This is a genomic window from Bradyrhizobium sp. AT1, assembly GCF_001590795.1.
In the GTDB taxonomy this organism is placed as follows: Bacteria; Pseudomonadota; Alphaproteobacteria; order Rhizobiales; family Xanthobacteraceae; genus Bradyrhizobium.
Window position 1 is genome coordinate 294,053 of record NZ_JXDL01000001.1, and the last position, 16,413, is coordinate 310,465.

The window sequence follows — 16,413 nt, forward strand, 5'->3', positions numbered from 1 at the left end:
GCGACTTCTCGTCATTGCCGATCGAGCCTCCGGCGCTGCCGGATTGCGCGAAGACGGAAGACGAGGCGAGGGTGGCGGTGAGGAGGAGGGCGAAGGCGATTGGACGGACGACGGCATCGGACATGAGAAAAAAATCCAGAATGAAAAATGGTATCAGCGGCCGGAGCCGTCGGCACAGACGGATCCGATAATGCGGCAAGCTTTGCCAGCCTTGCCGCATTCGTCAAGCGCGGCGTCTTTCGCGCGCTGCACGCCCTCGCGTTGGACCAGCGACCAGGATTTGTCCGAGATCGCGAAGGCGCCGCAGCTTCTCCCGTAGAACGAGAGCTCGATCGGGCATTTGGCGCCGGCGCAATTGCCGCGCGCATCCGCCACCGCCGCGCGCCGCGAGGCGTGGTTCCACGAGATGCCCCATTTGCTGCTTTCCGGCCCGTAGACGATCGAGCCCCATGGCTTGAGATCCTCCATCTTACGCATGCGCAGCAGCAGGCCTTCGGTGGCTTCACCCGTCGGCGTCATCGAGATCCGCTGCTGGAGCTTGGTGATGGCGCGCGTCAGGCCGTCGGGCGTGTCGGGATCGAAATTGAGCTCGTAGAGCCGCTCGCTGAGCTCACTGAGCAGCGCGGCATCGCGCAACGGGGCGCGGTCGGGATCGGCGCGCAGCCGCTCCGCGGATAGGGAATCGGGCTGCATCGCCGCGATCTGCGGCGGGGCGGTTTGCGTCGGCGGCACGAAATAGAAGGTACCGTCGATCGGCGAGGATGACACCCAGGGCTGCTGCGCCCCCGCGGTGGCGCGCTTCACGGCGAGGCCGACCTGGTTGAAGGTCTGGAACACGTCGAGGCCGGCGGTCCGGATCGTCGTCGCCAGCGCCTTCGTGAAAGGGCTATGGCCGTCGTTGCCGTCCTGCGCGACGTTGCCGGGCTGGGTCGCATAGGAGATCAGCGTGCCCTCGGGCGCGCGCATCTGCGCAAGTCCGCCATCCGATGATCGCAAGCCGCGTGAGCCGAACGGGTTGTTGCGGCAGGCATCGAGGATCACGAGGTTGAGGCGGGTGCCGGAGCCCTGCATCTGGCGCAGCACGAGGTTGACGTCGGTCATCTGGAAATCGACATCGGCCTCCCGCGTCGGATTGGCGCCGACAGGCACGAGATAGTTGGAGCCGGCGACCTGCACGCCGTGCCCGGCGTAATAGAACAGCGCGACGTCGGCGCCCTGCACCTGCCGGCCGAAACTCTGCACCGCGACGTCCATCGCGCCCTTGTCGAGATCGAGCTGGGCGCGTCCGCCGACCAGCGTGAAGCCGAGCGCACCGAGCGTCTCCGCCATCAGGCCCGCATCCTTCGAGGGATTGTCGAGCGGCGTGATGTTCTTGTAGGCGGAGTTGCCGACCACGAGCGCAATGCGCTTCTCGGCCGATGCCGGCTGTGCAATGACGACGAGCAGCGCCAGCGCCGCCAGCCCCACAACGCGATTGAAAATCTTCGCGCGCATCGAAATTCCCCAAAATAATGGCGCCAGTCTAGCAGTCCCGGGTGCCGTCGAAAAGCGGTGAAGGGAGGCGGGCGTAGCTCACGCGCGTGTCCCGGACGCGCTGCGGCGCTCTTGCGCTGCGTCCGGGGCTCGAGAGCGCGCGTTTGGCGCTCGCTCTCTCCACGTCATTGCGAGGAGCCCTTGCGACGAAGCAATCCAGACTGCCGCCGCGGAAAGATTCTGGATTGCTTCGCTCTGCTCGCAGTGACGGAGCAAGGTGCACTGTTGGCGTTCCCCAACTCTCCGGTGAACTTGCAGACACGCCTTCGCGATCTCGCGGCGCGTTTCGCCCGAGGTTTGCTGTCGTTCGCGCTCTTTGAAGACCAAAGGGCGCAGGGAAGGCCGGGCGCCGGCGGCACCCGAGTCCGTGGGCGTCAAGAACGCACACGGGGTGGACTACAGGTGATGCCGGTCGCCCGGCCTTCCCTGCGCGGTTGGTTTTAACGGTGTCCTTCGTGCTCTCCTCGGGGAGCGTTGCACTATTGCCCCCGTCGCCTTGCGGCTGATCGATGCGCGTGCCGGTTGGTCGCCACATCGCCGCAAGTCTTGACGCCAGAACCCCGGGCGTCGGGACCACACGACTTCTCCGTCCGCGGACGGCCTGACCTCAGCGCCCGGGGCTCGGTGTGCGCACCCCCGACCATCGACCAAACCGCTGTGACCGCACCGTGTCGTATGCGCATCGCGCCAGAACTCACGGTTGCCCGCCCTGTCCCCACGCAATCGCGCCGGCGCTACCGCGTCCACCGCACCCCGACCCGCATCTCGTGACGATCGCGAAGCGCCCCTCTGGCAGGGCCGGGATGACGTGTGTATGCCACAAATCCGAAATTCGGGAAAGTAGAATATCTTTGCGGGAAGGACTTGACGGTTTTTGGGTGTTTTGCCCGACGCCTCGCTGCTGAGCCGGCCAACTCCTCCGCCGTCATTCCGGGGCGCGCGTAGCGCGAACCCGGAATCCATCGTGCACCAAGCGGTGCGGCCCGATGGATTCCGGGCCTGCGTGCTGGTGCACGCATCCCGGAATGACGGAGGATACGGTGACGGTTCATTTCAGCGGCAGGAACACATCCGCGGTCGCCTCGTGCTCGCCGACATCAGGGACGAAGCTCAGCCGCTGGCAATAGATCGGGAAGTCGCGCGCCTCCTCGTCGCTGGCCGGGAGCCAGTCGCGATAGAGGTAGAGCGCGGCGGGCTCCAGATTGTCGGTGTAGCCGACCACCCGCAGCACCGCGCAGCGTCCGCCAGGAATCTCGCCGGCCTTGATTTCTTCGCCGTTCGCCTCGATCGGCTGGTCGGTCCCGACGCAGAGGTCCGTGCTGTAAGCGCTGGGCGAGGCCGGTCGCCGTTCGGACCGCCAGACGTTGAAGGTCGGATTTGTCCTGGGGTGCAGGCCCGCTGCCTTGCGCCAGGCGATGAACCGCCGGATGGTGTCGCCGAGTGTTGCCGGGTCGCCCCGATGCTGCATGATCGCCACCCGCGTCGGGGGCACATCGCGGATCGTCACGTCGTCAGGGCTAAAAATTCTCATGAGCTTGCTCCTCGCATTGTCGAGAGGCCCGAAGGCCACAAGCCACGGCTCCCAGTCGGGAGAATTGCGGAACGACGACGGCGATTGCCCGAACCGTTGCCGAAAGGCGCGGGCGAAGGCATCCGGGGCATCGTAACCGGCATCCATCGCGATATCCGTCACGCTTTGGGCGTTACTGTAGGCCAGTTGATGCGAGGCGCGCTTCAGACGGGCCAGCTGGACATAGCGATGCACGGACAGCCCGAAGGTCGCCGTGAACTGCCTGTGGAAATGAAATTTCGAGAAGGCCGCAACGCTGCTCAGCGTATCCAGGTCCAGATCGTCGTCGAGATGCCGGTCGATGTGATCCAGCACCCGCTGCATCCGGGCATGGTAGTTCTGAAGCGCCGCCGTCATCGTTCCGTTCTCCGTGGCAGCACCAGCCAAGCGCATGCGGGCGTGACCTGCTCGACCGATCTTGCGGTTTTGCCACGGGGCGCAGAGCGGCGCCAAGATGCTTTCAGCTCGGGAAACTTATGATCCCTGCGGTCGTTGAATCGCGGCTGAGGAGACGCCATGCCGATCAAGGATCAGGTCAAGAATTTCGCCAAGAAGCTGGTGGAGCGCCATCCCGACGCGGCAACCTTGCATGCGCTGGTCCGGGCCCGTCAGCCGGCAATCCTGCATTTTCGCGACGACGGTATCGTTCCGAACAATCCGAAATTTCCGGTGCTGCTCTATCGTGGCGCGGTGAAGCTGACGAAATCGCGGTTTCCCCCTGACGTCATCATCGACACGCTGTTCGACACGAACGGTTGGGGTCGGTCGTGGCGCGATACCGTGTACGACTTCGTTCATTACCATTCGCAGATCCACGAAGTGATGGGCGTGGCACGCGGCACGGCCAAAGTCGAGTGTGGCGGGATCAAGGGGCGGATATTGAGTGTGAAGGCCGGCGATGTCCTGGTGCTTCCTGCGGGCACGGGACACCGCCTCATCCAGTCCAGCCGGAACTTTCTCGTCGTCGGCGCGTATCCGCAGGCCGGGACCTACGACGAGTGCACCGACACGCGCGAGCGTCCCGACGCCGTCAAGCGTATCGCCAAGGTGCGCAAGCCGGATCCGGTTATCGGGTCCGGCGGCCCGCTGCTCGATGCATGGCGGTCCCGGCGGTGAACGAGGCGGCTTGCTCCGGCCCACCCATCCGCGGGCTTCCGGTGGAGAGCCGGCGCATCCAGGTGCTGGTTCAGCCCAGATAGTCCGGCGTGAAATCGGCAAGCTCGCGCAACTCCTCGGGCCGTAGCAGCTCGATCTCGCTGCCCTCCCAGGCAATCAACCCACGGTGCCTCAGCTCCTGGATGGTGCGATTGACGTGGACGATCGACAGCCCGCAGGCATCGGCAACGTGCCGCTGCGTCATCGGCATGTGGAAGCAACCGTCCGTGACGAGGCCGACGACCTCCAGCCGTGCGGCGAGCTCGCAGAGAAGGTGCGCGACTTTGGGCAAGGCCGCCTGCGCGCCGAGGCGTGCGATCCACTGCCGCGAGATTGCCGCATCGATCAGCGTCTCGCGCCAGAACGCGCGCGTCAAATGGTGGGAGCCGTCGAGAAGCTGCCGAAGCTGGTTGTGCGCGACCGTGCCGACGATCGTCGGTCCGAGGCCGACGAGGTCCGCGTCCATCGGCGAAACCAGCAGCGTGTGCAGGCAGGGCATGTCGCCGGGAACGTGGAACGCAAGGATCTGGCTGCGGTCGCCGACGATGCGGGCCTGGTAGAGGAAGCCGCTCACGACGAAAACACAGCGCGAGGCGGCCTCGCCCTGGCGCAGCACCGTCTCGCCGTCGGCAATTTGGCGCAGCGTGGAAGGCAGGGCGGCGACCTGGCGGCGTTCGTCCTCGGACAGGCCATCGATGGCTTGCAGACGCGCGATGAACTTCGGATGCGGCATGGGCCTCGCGTACTGCTCAGCCGTCGCGCGGCACCGACGCCTCGACGAGGCGCCGCGAGAGTGTGGCGGGGGTCCGGTCGGAGACCGGCACCGAACGGAACGCGCGGATCGCGCGGGCGAGTTCCTGATCGGACATCGGCCGAACCTGCTCTTTCGAGGTGCCAGCGACGAAGGCATCGCTGATGCGGTCGAAGTGCTCGCGCGTATCCGGCGTGAACAGGTCGCGGATGCGCTCCAGGATCGTCGTAGGGCTCATGACGGGACGGCTCGGTTCGACGTGGAGGGTGACGGATGGGATGCGACCCGCTGCGGTCGCGAACCAGATAGCAACCTGTGTCTCCGACTCGCGTTCTAGTCCGCTGACCCCCAGCCGGACGTATCATTTGATCGATCCGGCGCGACGTTTGGTGCTGCATGGAAAAAGCCTACGACGTGCTGATCCGGAACCTCTGCGAGCACACTGCGCTCACTGAGGAGGATCTTGCCGAGATCCGGGCGCTCACCTTGACGGTGCGCGATTTCGAGCCGAACGAGGATTTCATCCGTCAGGGCGACAAACCCGAACATTCGGCACTGGTCGTCTCGGGCATGGTCGCGCGATACCATCTGCTCGCCGGCGGCGGGCGACAATATCTCGCGTTCCATCTCACCGGCGACCTGCCGGACGCGCAGGGCCTTTTCATCGACCAGATGGACCACGGATTGAGCGCGCTGGGCCCGGCCTCCGTCGCCTTCATCCCGCATCGCGAATTGTTCGCCGCGTTCCGGCGGCGGCCGGCCTTCGGGGAGGCGGTCTGGCGCGAGACGCTGCTCGATGCCGCGATCTTTCGCGAGGCCATCACCAACAACAGCGCCCGGCCGATGCAGGCGCGCATGGCGCACCTGTTCTGCGAGCTGTTCTATCGCGCCCGCGCCGCGCAGCTCGTCCGCGGCGATCGCTGCCGCATGCCGATCAGCCTGGTGCAACTCGGCGAGACGCTGGGCATGGCGATCGCGACCGTGAACCGGACACTGGCCGAGCTCCGTCGCAGCGGAGCCATGGACCTGCGCGAGGGCGAGCTGATTGTGCGGAAATGGCGGGAATTACAGCGGCTCGGCGATTTCAGCCCGGCCTATCTGCACCTGAAGCGGAAGTCGCCGCCCAAGGTGTGAGGGGTGGGTCAACCACCTGTTGTCGCGCGCAGCACCTCGTCCCAATGCTTCTTCACCCAATCGTTGCAGCAGCAGGCCCTGGCTTCGAGCGCCGGCCTGTCGAGGATCAGGATCGCGCCGCGACGGGTGGCGAGGATGCGTCTTGCCTTGAACATCTGGATGACGCGGCTGGCATAGGAGCGGGAGACGCCCAGCATACCGGCGAGCTGCTCGTGGGTGAGGGGAATCTCGGCTTGCCCGATCCGGTCCTGTGCGGAGATGATCCATTTGGCGGCGCGCTGCTCGATCGAATGGGCAGCATTGCAGGCCGCGGTCTGCAGCAATTGTGCGAACTGGCAGTCGGCATAGCGCGAGAAGACCTCTTGCAGCACCGCCGACCTTTGCTGCGCCTGCTCCAGGGCACGCCGGGGCAGCCTTATGAGGGTGCCGCCCAGCTTCACGACGACGCGTGAATAGGTGAGGGACGGATTGCGGCCCGCCGCGATGCCCACCGCGGCCTCGCGTCCCACCAGCAGACTTTCGACCTCGCGATCATCCTCGACCGGTACGGCGAACGACACGAGCGTGGGACCGCAGGGAAAGTGAAGCGCCGCGACGGCGTCCCCGGCGTGATGCAGAATATGGCCCGCTTCGACTTCGACCGGCTGAAGAAAAGGTGCAAGCAGTTCGAAATCCTGGTGGGGGAGTTGCCGAAGCAGATCGTTCTGGGGCCGACCGGTCACGTTTCTTCTCTGGGCTGGCCGGGAATCGGCGCCATCCAGAACCCTACGTTCGTCCGACGGAACCGACGGTTCCAAAGTGCACACAACGACGCCTCGACGACCAGAACTTCGCGCGTGGTTTCTGAATTCGGAGAGTCGTAAGCTGGCGCACGCCTGTTGCATTCAGGATTGAACATGGCGGGTTCGCCGTTGGCGGACCCTTCTTCCGGGCGCCATACCCCGTGCGCTTTGCCCGACGGACGCCGGCTTCAATCCGCCCGGAATACCGCCGGGCCGGCGGTCCCGAGGGGCGGGGAGTTCATCAGCCGGAGCGCCTCGCGATCGCCGGACGGGCGATGCTGAGCCGCATGCGCGCGATAGGCGTCGATCGCCTTGTTGGCGAGCATCAGCTGCCGGCGTTCGCCGGTCCTGAGCTGGGCTTCGATGGCATCGAGAATGACGTTGGCGCTCGCGTCGGGCGGGCCGAGCTCGCCGCTCTGCTCGAGGCAGCTCCAGGCGATGAAGAAGGCGCTTTCGACGGTGCAACGAATGGACATGCGCTGCCAACGCAGCGGGGCGGAGAGCGTTCCGTGCTGCGGACCCGACTTGCGTCGGGCCCGCAGCACGCGATGGGTCAGTTCTTCAGCACGATGCGGCCGACGACCTTGCCGGCGCGCAGCTCGTCGATCCATTTCTGGACGTCGCCCATCGGCTCCTCGCGCATTGGCGTCGGCTTGATCTTGCCGGCGCGGGCCAGCGCCATCAGCTCGTGGGCCTCGGCCAGCGTGCCGACCATGAAACCCTCGATGGTCATGCGCTTGTAGACCCATTGCACCATCGGCAGCGTGAACTGGCCGCCCATCAGGCCGGAGACCACGATCTTGCCGCCGCGCGCGGCGACCGCGACCGCAAAGGCCATCGACTTCTCGTTGCCGGCGAAATCGACGATCTCGTCGAAACCGCCTTCGGTCTCTTTCAGAATGCGCTTGATCACGTCAGGCTCGGACGGATCATAGGCATTGGCGGCGCCGTTCTTCAGCGCGGTGTCGCGCGCGGCCGGCGAAAGGTCGGCGACCGTGATCGGCTGCTCGAACATCGCCTGCGCGAACGACAGGCCCATCATGCCGACGCCGCCGAGGCCGATCAGCAACAGGTTGCGCTGGCGCGGCCGGTCGACCAGGCGCTTGAGCGCGCCGTAGGCGGTGACGCCGGAGCACATCAGGGTCGCGGCCTGGTTGACGGGCAGCGGATCGTAGTCGAGCAGATATTTGGCGTCGGGCACCAGCACGTGGGTGGCAAAGCCGCCGTCGATGGAGACGCCGAGGAAGCGCTGCTTCACGCAGAGATTCTCATCGCCATTGGCGCAATCGCGGCACTGGCCGCAGCCGATCCAGGGGAAGACGGCTTTCTTGGTGCCGACGAGGCCTGCGGCGACATCGGGGCCGACCTCGTCGACCACGCCGGAGATTTCGTGGCCGAGGGTGAAGGGCAGCGTCATGCCGCGCGTGGTGTCGAGCTTCTTGCCGCCGCCGAGATCGGCGTAGCCGTCCTGGATGTGCAGGTCGGAATGGCACAGGCCGCAGCGCTCGATGCGCACCAGCACCTCGCGCCCTTGCGGCTTCGGCGTATCGACGATGGTCTCGCACAGCGGCGCATCGAACTTGACCAGGGACTGCCGACGCATCAACGCCATTTTCTTTCCTCCGGAATTTCTTCGTTACTCGGTTTCGCTGCGTATATCCGCCAATTCACGGGCCATGGCAACAAAGCCCGATATCGGAATGGTCTCCGCGCGCCGCGTCGCATCGACGCCGGCCGCTTGTGCAAGCCGCGCCGGATCGACGCCGAGCGATTTCAGGCTTTGCCGCAGCATCTTGCGGCGCTGGCCGAAGGCGCTAGCTGCGACCTGCTCGAGCAGCCTGCGATCGCACGGCAAGGGTTCTGCGCGCGGCTTGAGGCGCACGACCGAGGAGGTAACCTTCGGCGGCGGCACGAAGGCGGACGGTGCAATGTCGAACAGGATCTTGGTCTCGCAGCGCCAGTTGGCGAGCACGCCGAGCCGGCCATAGGCCTCCTCGTCCTCATGCGCGACGATGCGTTCGCCGACCTCGCGCTGGAACATCAGGACCATCAGGTCGTACCAGGGCGGCCAGGGCTCGCTGGTGAGCCAGTTGATGAGAAGCTGGGTCGCGATGTTGTAGGGCAGGTTGGCGACGATTTTTGCGCGCTCGCCATCGAGCAGCGGTCGCGGATCGAAGGTCATGGCATCGCCATGCACGATCTCGAGCCTGCCGGGGTAGCGCGCGGAAATATCCTGCAGGGCCGGGATCGCGCGCTCGTCATGCTCGATGGCGATGACACGCTTTGCGCCGAGCGCGAGTAGCGCACGCGTCAGGCCGCCCGGGCCCGGGCCGATCTCGACGATGGTAGACTCCTCGAGCGGCGCGGCCGCACGCGCGATGCGCGCGGTGAGGTTGAGGTCGAGCAGGAAATTCTGGCCGAGCGATTTGCGCGCCGACAGCGCGTGCTGGCGAATGACCTCGCGCAGCGGCGGGAGGTCGTCGATCGCGCTCATATGCTCTGCGAGGCCGCCATGCGGCTGGCGAGCCTCAAGGCGGCGACCAGGCTCGCCGGATTGGCTTTGCCGGTGCCGGCGATGTCGAAGGCGGTGCCATGATCGGGCGAGGTGCGGATGAAGGGCAGGCCGAGCGTGACGTTGACCGCGTCGTCGAAGGCGACGGTCTTGATCGGGATCAGCGCCTGGTCGTGATACATGCAGACGGCGCAATCATAGGTGCGGCGCGCCGCCTCGTGGAACATGGTGTCGGCGGGCAGCGGGCCCCTGGTCTCGATGCCGTCATTGCGCAGAATTTTCAGCGCCGGCGCGATCACCGTCTGCTCCTCGTGGCCGAGCGAGCCGTCCTCGCCGGCGTGCGGATTGAGACCGGAGACCGCGATGCGCGGCCTGGCGATGCCGAAGCGGGAGGTCAGCTCGGCCGCGACGATGCGGACGGTCGAGACGATCAGCTCGCTGGTGAGCTCGGCCAGCGCCTCACGCATCGAGACGTGGATGGTCACGGGCACGACGGCGAGCTGCGGCGACCACAGCATCATCACCGGCTGCGGCGCCCGGCCGTCTTGTGCTGCGAGCTCGGCAAGGAATTCGGTGTGGCCGGGATGGCGGAAGCCGGCACGGTAGAGCACGCTCTTGGCGATCGGATTGGTGACGACGGCGCCGGCGCGGCCCTCGCGGACATCCGTGACCGCCTGCCGGATCGAGGCGAGCGCGGCCGGTGCGCTCGATGCGTCGGGCGTGCCGGGCTCGGCGGTGGCACGCACGCCGGTGGCGACCACGGGAAGCGCATCGGTGAAGGCGGCCTCGGCTTCACCAGGGCTCACCGCGGCGATTCTGATCTCGGCGCCGAGCGCCTTGGCGCGCCGGGCGATCAGCGCCTCGTCGCCGAGCAGGTAGAAGGCGGGCAGGTTCAGCTCACGGCGCCTCAGCCAGGCGGCGATCGTGATGTCGGGGCCGATGCCGGCCGGCTCTCCCAGGGTCAGGGCGAGGGGCTTTGCGCGATGGGCCATCAGCGGTTGCGATATTCGATCATCGCCGCCTTGCGGAGCTCGTCGAGATAGGCCTTCTGGGTCTTCTCGTACTTCTCCTGATACATCTTCTCGCGGACCTCGCGCTTCTTCGGCGTGTCGATCATGGTCGGCTTGCGCGAGCACAGCACCACCATCTCGATGCCGTTCTTGGTCAATTCGGGCGCGGTCAGATGGCCGATCGGGGTGTCGTCGAGCACCTTGCGCAGCGCCTCCGGCAGTTCCGCGGTGGTCTTCGTGACGCTGTCGCGGATGGTGGCGTTCGGCGTCGAGCGGAACAGCGAATTGGCTTCCTCGCAGCTTCCGACCCGCGAGCGATAGGTCTCGGCTTCCTTCTTCCGTGTTTCCAGGAACGCCGGGGACGAGCCGCGCGGCACGATCAGCACGATCGGCTGCATCTTGTATTCGGTGCCTTCGATCTGAAGCTTGTCGCCGGTCTGGGCCTGCACGGCCTGCGCGACGTCGCGCTCGCCGACCAGCAGCTTCTCCTTGAAGCGGCCGCGCACGAGGCTGGTCCACACCATCTCGGCCTTCATACGGCCCTTCAGCGTTTCAGGGCGCACGCCTTTGGATTCGAGCGACTTGGTGAGCTGCTCCGGCGAAATGCGCATGCGCTGCGCCATGCCCTCGTAGGACTGGTTGATGTCGGTGACGCCGGGGTCGACGCCGTACTTCTTGCCTTCCTTGAGCTTCACCTTGTCGTCGATCAGCTCGTTGATGACCTCCTGCCGGGGCGGGGTCTTCTGCGTCGTCAGCTGATCGAGCTTGGCACGCTGGTCGATGTCGAAATCGGTGATCGGATCGCCGTTGACCATGACGACGATGTTCTGCGCGCGCGAGGGCGAGGGCAGTCCGGTCAGGATCAGCCCGGCACTGATGGCGAGCAGAAGGCGGAAGACGGGCAATGGGGTCGTCATGATTGTGTCGCTCGCATGTCAACCGCGTCGAGCCTGTGAGGGGGCAAGCGCGGCCGGCACTTCAAACCGTTCACTGGAGGCCGGCGGAACTGCTGGTCGTCGACGATGTTGCCAGCGTGCGCAGGCCGATCTGGAACATGAACGCATGACTCAGCACGGGCGGCGTGGTGCCCGCAGAATAGCTATACGAAGTTACATAGTTCGCCGCCAGCACGAAGCAATCGTCGACATAGCCGGCACCGAGCACATATTGGTTGATCTTGTTGGCCTCGAGGTCCCAGCGCGCCGAACCCGACACCACCCAGTTGGTGGCGAGCTTGATCGAGCCCGAGGTCAGGATGCCCTCGCGGCGGGTCAGATAGCCGAGTTCCGGCTGCGGCGCGTAATTGCCGTACAGCACGGCGACCGACCAGCGATTGAAATTGGCGCGGCCTTCCGCCTCGAAGCGCTGCACGTTCCAGGTCTGCTCGTCCATGCGGGAGCGGACGCTGAACGTGTAGGTGCTGTTGGGCGAGTAGCTGGCGCTCGCGACATAATCGGAACGCGGCTTGTCGAGGCCCGAATCGAGGCCGGTATTGATGGAATCCTGCACCGCGAAGGAGTTCATGCCGAACAGCTGGTAGGACTGGCCGAACAGCACCTTGACGGCGCCGCCCTTGTCGAACTGCGTGGTGGACTGCACGCCGACATTGGCGCGGCCGCCACCCTCGACGCGGTCGTAGCCGGAGAACTTGTCGACGCTGAACAGGTTCGAGGCGTCGAACACCATGCTCTGGGCGTCCTCGTTCGGGAGCCTGCCGGCATAGGTCTCGTTCGGCCGGATGATGATCTGCGCGATCGGCTCGACGGTGGTCGATCCCCAGGGCTGAACGTTGATGAAGGGATAGCGGTATTCCAGGCCCACGGTCGGCATCAGGCGGAACGCCTGGGTGTCGCCGACGGGAAGATAGTTCGACACGCCCGGCTGGTTGGAGACCGAGGAGTTGATCGCGTCGGCGCGCAGGCTCGCGAACGGCGTCCAGATCTGGCCGAACGGATCGGTGAACGACTTGCGCCACTGCGCCTCGGCCGTGAGGCGGGTGTAGGTGCCGGGGAAGCCGCGCAGCAGGCACTGCGATGGCATGCGCGCCAGCGGATCGGCCGAGGCCGTCGTGCACAGGCTGTTGGTGTTGGCGAGCGTCGTGATCGGGTCGAACACCGCCTCGTCACGCGACATGTTCACGAAATTGGTCTTGTAGCTGAACTCGCCGCCGAACACCGGATAGTTGAGCACGTTGGAGTAGTCGATCACCGGATAGACGATCGGCACCTGGTTCTGGTTGCCCGAGTAGCTGAGCCAGTACATCGTGCGCGCGTCGAAGAAGCTGCGGTTGCCGACGCCAGTCAGATAGAGCTGCGACAGCGCCTCCGTCGGCAGCAGCAGGAACGAGCCGAGCGGATCGCGATACTGGTAGAGGCGGTAGTCCGAGAAGAAATAATAGTCGGACATCAGGACGCCGTCCCAACCCCAGACCCATTTGTCGTTCAGCGCGAACTGACCCTTGGTGTCGACGGCGCCGCGGAACTGGCGGTCGCCGGGCTGGCCGGAGAAGGCGCCGGGATCGAGCTGGTCGATGCCATAGGCGCGGATCTGGTAGGCACCGTCGATCAGGCGCTGGCGGAACTCGCCCTGCATCAGCACGCCTTGCCGCGACAGGATGCGGGGCGTGATGGTCGCGTCCATGTCGGGCGCGATCGCCCAATAATAGGGAACCTCGACGCCATAGCCCGTGTTCGACGTGCCGGAAATGTAGCCCGGCATCAGGAAGCCGCTCTTGCGCTTCACGGTCGGGTCAGGCGTCGAGAAATAGGGCATGTAGGCGAGCGGCACGCCGAAGAACTCGATCTGCGCCGTCTCGAAATACAGCATCTTCTCCTGCTGGTCGTGGATGATGCGCGCACCCTTGACCTGCCACAGCGGCGGCTTCTTCGGATCGTCCTTACACGGCGCGCAGGCCGTGTAGACGCCGTTCTCGAACACCGTGTAGTTGCCGCTGGAGCGGTCGGCGCGGCTCGCGGCCATGCGGGTCTGGTCGGCGGTGTCCACGCGCAGCGAATCGACGAAACCGTCGCGGTAGTCGTCGGAGAGATCCATGATCTCGGCATATGTGATCTTGCCGTCGGCATCCGTCATGCGGATGTTGCCTTCGGCATGCAGCCGCTTGGTCTTCTGGTCGTAGATGACCCGGTCGGCCTCGACGCTGGTGCCGTTGTAGAACAGCTGGACGTTACCGACCGCGGAGACGCGCGAATTGTTGTAGTCGTAGTCGACCTCGGTCGCCTGAACCAGCATCTGGTTGTCGTTGGGAGCCTTGGGGGGCTTCGGACGCGGCGGCAGCGGATTGTAGGTGAAGCTCTGGGCGGAGGCGGGGGCCACGGCGGCGACATCGATCAGCCCGCCGAGCGAAGCCAGTGCGGCGACGGCCAGCAACAGCCTGCGGACGGACAAGCCGCATCCGTTCGCGCGCACTACGGTGCGCCGCGTCAAACGAGACACGAGCCCTCGATGGACGGCAGTCACTAACCGTCCTCCTGATACAACAAGGCCAAAAAGCCGGTGAGGCCGCCCACCACCACGGGCAACCACGCCGCAGCGATCGGATGCATCAACTCAGCCTTGCTCAAGTCTTCAGTCACTTTCGACAGAACGTAGAGCAGAAAGCCTGCGCCCACGCCACTCAAAACCATCTTTTGCACGCCGCCCATCCGGAAGAAGCGCAACGACACGGAGGCCGCGAGCATCACCATGGCAGCCAGCAAAAATGGCTGCGCCAGAAGCTTTTGATACTGGAGTCGGTATCCGGCTGTCGCGAAGCCTGAGCTCTCGGACGAGCGGATGTAGCTCGGTAGTTGCCAAAAGGACACAGTCTCGGGAGTGGAAAAGCTGTTGCGGACCTGCGCCTCGGTCAGCGTCGTCGGAATCTCCAGGGTGGCCTGGTCGATCGGCGGTGAGTCCAGCGAGAAGCGGCGGACGCTCTTGAACAGCCAGCGGCCGGCCTCGAGCGTCGCCTCGCGCGCCTCGACCCGCTCCTTGAAGTGCTGGTCAGGGTCGAACCTGAACAGCGTGAGCCCCGTGAGCCGGACTCCCTGCTGCTCGCTGCGCGCCGCGTTGATGATGGTCTGGCCGTCGCTGGTCACCTGGTTGAGCCAGAAGCCGGAGGCGTCCTGGATGCCGCCGCCGGGCGAGGACCCGAACAGCTCGGCCTCCATGCGCTTGGAGGCTTCGCGCAAATTGGCCGACATCGGATTGTAGGCGACGGTGGCGATCACCCCGATCAGGAGCGCGCTGCCCAGCGCCGGCGAGATGAACTGCCAGGCGGAGATGCCGGCGGCGCGCGCCACCACGAGTTCGAGCCGGCGGGAGAGGGCGAGATAGCAGGTCATGGCGCCGATCAGCATGCAGAACGGCGTCAGCTTCTCCAGAAGCTGCGGCACCCGGAACAGCGAGGTTTCGGCCACCATCAGCGCCGAGGCGGATGCCAGGCCCGAGGTCTTGCGCACCATCTCGATGTAATCGACCAGCACGAGCAGCAGGAAAATGCTCGCGAACACGCCGAGCGCCGCGACCACGAAGCGGCCGGCGAAATAGCGCCCGAGTGTGTTGGTGAGCATGCTCATGCGGTGGCCGGACGTCCGAACAGCCGCGCGATGCGTGCGTTCGACCTGTTGATGGCCTCCATCAGACCGGGCGGCGGCTCGACCACGACGCCGCTGATGATCATCCACAACCCGGCGCCGATGGCGCCGAACACCATCGCGTATTGCACCAGCACCGGGCCTTCCGACTTCACCGCCATCACGGAGCAGGCAAAGCCCGCCATGCGCAGGCCGAACACCGCGATGATCGAGGAGCCGATCGAGAAGTTGCGGCTCTGGCGGGTGGTGCGCGGCGCGCCGAGGAACGCGAAGGTCAACACCGCAAAAGCGAAGGGGTAGATCGGCGCGAGCAGGCTGTCATGCAGGGCTGAGCGGAACTGCCCGGGAATCTGCTTGTAGACGGGATCGTTCTCGGACGGCGAGAACAGCTCCCAGAGATAGCGCTCGCGGATGCCCAGGGTGACGTCGCGGCCCTGGTTGGAGAATTTCGACATGTCGAAGCCGTACCGGCCGAACGCCACCAGCGCCGGATCGCGCTTGCCCGCCTCGAAGCGCTGCAGATTGCCCGTCTCCAGCACCAGGAACGAGCCGGTCTCGTTCTTCACGACCTCGCCGCGCTCGGCGACGATCGAGACGCGCTCGTTCGGATCGCGGCGGTCGTCGATGAAGATGCCGGCGAGGATGCCGCCGGGCTGGCGTTCGCGAATCCGGATCGTGAGGTTCTTGTCGAGCTGGGCGAAGCGGCCGGGCTGCAGGATGTTGGTGAGCACGTCCGCGGTGATCTCGGCATCCCACTGCTTGATCCGCCGCATGCCGTCGGGAGCGAGATAGGCCGCGATGAAGGCAACCAGCAGCGCCACCACGCAGGTGGCGTAGAAGAATGGAAAGAACAGCCGGAACGGCGAGAAGCCGGCGGCATTCATCACGATGATCTCGGAATCGGTCGCGAGCTTGTTCAGCGTGTGCGAGATCGCGATCATCAGCGCGATCGGCGAGATGATCAGGACCAGGGCCGGCACGACCAGGCTGGTGATGCCGAGGAAGGTGAGGATGGTCTGACCCTGGCTCGTCATCAGGTCGATGCCGCGCAACGCCTGCGTAATCCAGATCACGCCGGTGAGGCTGACCAGGACCAGCGCAAACGACGCCAGCGTCGTGCGGAAGATATACTTATCGATCGACCCCATGCGCTACCGCACGAATCCCACCAAGTCCCCAATGTCGGCCGAAATTCCGCCGTCCAACCAATCCCCGATCAGGGGATCCCCAAGGTTGGCCGAACGCCTCTTCCGCCAGCTCACTCTCTCACTACCATCCCTTTGATCCGTCAACAAAATGGCTGCCCCGTGGCACCCTCATTATATGGTTAATATTTCACTCGTTGTGGCCTTGAGGCCACGGGGGTGCTTGGCA

General features: G+C 65.4%; 15 protein-coding genes. 2 read left to right on the forward strand and 13 right to left on the reverse strand.

The window, feature by feature from the left end; genetic code table 11:
• Positions 1-153: 153 nt before the first annotated feature.
• Positions 154-1,494 carry a caspase family protein gene (locus SE92_RS01405; RefSeq protein ID WP_063194135.1) on the reverse strand — a complete coding sequence of 447 codons (1,341 nt, stop codon included), beginning with the start codon at positions 1,492-1,494 and terminating at the stop codon, positions 154-156.
• 1,087 nt (positions 1,495-2,581) lie between these two features.
• Positions 2,582-3,460 (reverse strand): AraC family transcriptional regulator, encoded by an 879-nt coding sequence (locus SE92_RS01410; protein WP_063203282.1) that lies wholly within the window; start codon positions 3,458-3,460, stop codon positions 2,582-2,584.
• A gap of 159 nt (positions 3,461-3,619) precedes the next feature.
• On the opposite strand from SE92_RS01410, the gene SE92_RS01415 reads away from it, so the two are divergent.
• Entirely contained in the window at positions 3,620-4,219 is a 600-nt protein-coding gene (locus SE92_RS01415; RefSeq protein ID WP_063194136.1) for a cupin, read from the forward strand.
• Positions 4,220-4,289: 70 nt separating this feature from the next.
• On the opposite strand, the gene SE92_RS01420 is transcribed toward SE92_RS01415, so the two are convergent.
• Complete coding sequence (locus SE92_RS01420; protein ID WP_063194137.1) at positions 4,290-4,991, reverse strand: Crp/Fnr family transcriptional regulator; 702 nt, start codon at positions 4,989-4,991, stop codon at positions 4,290-4,292.
• A 16-nt stretch (positions 4,992-5,007) separates the two neighbouring features.
• Entirely contained in the window at positions 5,008-5,247 is a 240-nt protein-coding gene (locus tag SE92_RS01425) for a hypothetical protein (RefSeq protein WP_063194138.1), read from the reverse strand.
• A 158-nt stretch (positions 5,248-5,405) separates the two neighbouring features.
• Between SE92_RS01425 and SE92_RS01430 the strand changes: the two genes are divergently transcribed.
• A complete protein-coding gene (locus SE92_RS01430) occupies positions 5,406-6,143 on the forward strand; it encodes a Crp/Fnr family transcriptional regulator (protein WP_063194139.1) in 738 nt (245 codons plus the stop codon).
• Positions 6,144-6,151: 8 nt separating this feature from the next.
• Here SE92_RS01430 and SE92_RS01435 read toward each other — a convergent pair whose 3' ends face one another.
• From SE92_RS01435 to lptF, 9 genes are all read right to left on the reverse strand, one after another.
• Entirely contained in the window at positions 6,152-6,865 is a 714-nt protein-coding gene (locus tag SE92_RS01435; RefSeq protein WP_063194140.1) for a Crp/Fnr family transcriptional regulator, read from the reverse strand.
• A 248-nt stretch (positions 6,866-7,113) separates the two neighbouring features.
• Positions 7,114-7,401 (reverse strand): hypothetical protein, encoded by a 288-nt coding sequence (locus SE92_RS01440; protein WP_063194141.1) that lies wholly within the window; start codon positions 7,399-7,401, stop codon positions 7,114-7,116.
• 77 nt (positions 7,402-7,478) lie between these two features.
• A complete protein-coding gene (locus SE92_RS01445; RefSeq protein ID WP_063194142.1) occupies positions 7,479-8,537 on the reverse strand; it encodes an alcohol dehydrogenase in 1,059 nt (352 codons plus the stop codon).
• Between the two features lie 24 nt (positions 8,538-8,561).
• Positions 8,562-9,419 carry a 16S rRNA (adenine(1518)-N(6)/adenine(1519)-N(6))-dimethyltransferase RsmA gene (gene rsmA / locus SE92_RS01450; protein WP_063194143.1) on the reverse strand — a complete coding sequence of 286 codons (858 nt, stop codon included), beginning with the start codon at positions 9,417-9,419 and terminating at the stop codon, positions 8,562-8,564.
• The gene (gene pdxA, locus SE92_RS01455; protein ID WP_063194144.1) at positions 9,416-10,429 is read right to left on the reverse strand and encodes a 4-hydroxythreonine-4-phosphate dehydrogenase PdxA; all 1,014 of its coding nucleotides are present in this window, start codon (positions 10,427-10,429) and stop codon (positions 9,416-9,418) included. Before pdxA ends, rsmA begins: the two co-directional genes overlap by 4 nt.
• Positions 10,429-11,364, reverse strand: coding sequence for a SurA N-terminal domain-containing protein (locus SE92_RS01460; protein WP_063194145.1), 936 nt, complete (start codon positions 11,362-11,364; stop codon positions 10,429-10,431). The genes pdxA and SE92_RS01460 overlap by 1 nt, the downstream gene beginning before the upstream one ends.
• A 70-nt stretch (positions 11,365-11,434) precedes the next feature.
• Entirely contained in the window at positions 11,435-13,924 is a 2,490-nt protein-coding gene (locus tag SE92_RS01465) for an LPS-assembly protein LptD (RefSeq protein ID WP_063194146.1), read from the reverse strand.
• Entirely contained in the window at positions 13,924-15,021 is a 1,098-nt protein-coding gene (lptG, locus tag SE92_RS01470) for an LPS export ABC transporter permease LptG (RefSeq protein WP_063194147.1), read from the reverse strand. The genes SE92_RS01465 and lptG overlap by 1 nt, the downstream gene beginning before the upstream one ends.
• Entirely contained in the window at positions 15,018-16,187 is a 1,170-nt protein-coding gene (gene lptF, locus SE92_RS01475; RefSeq protein ID WP_063194148.1) for an LPS export ABC transporter permease LptF, read from the reverse strand. Before lptF ends, lptG begins: the two co-directional genes overlap by 4 nt.
• Between the last annotated feature and the right edge of the window lie 226 nt (positions 16,188-16,413).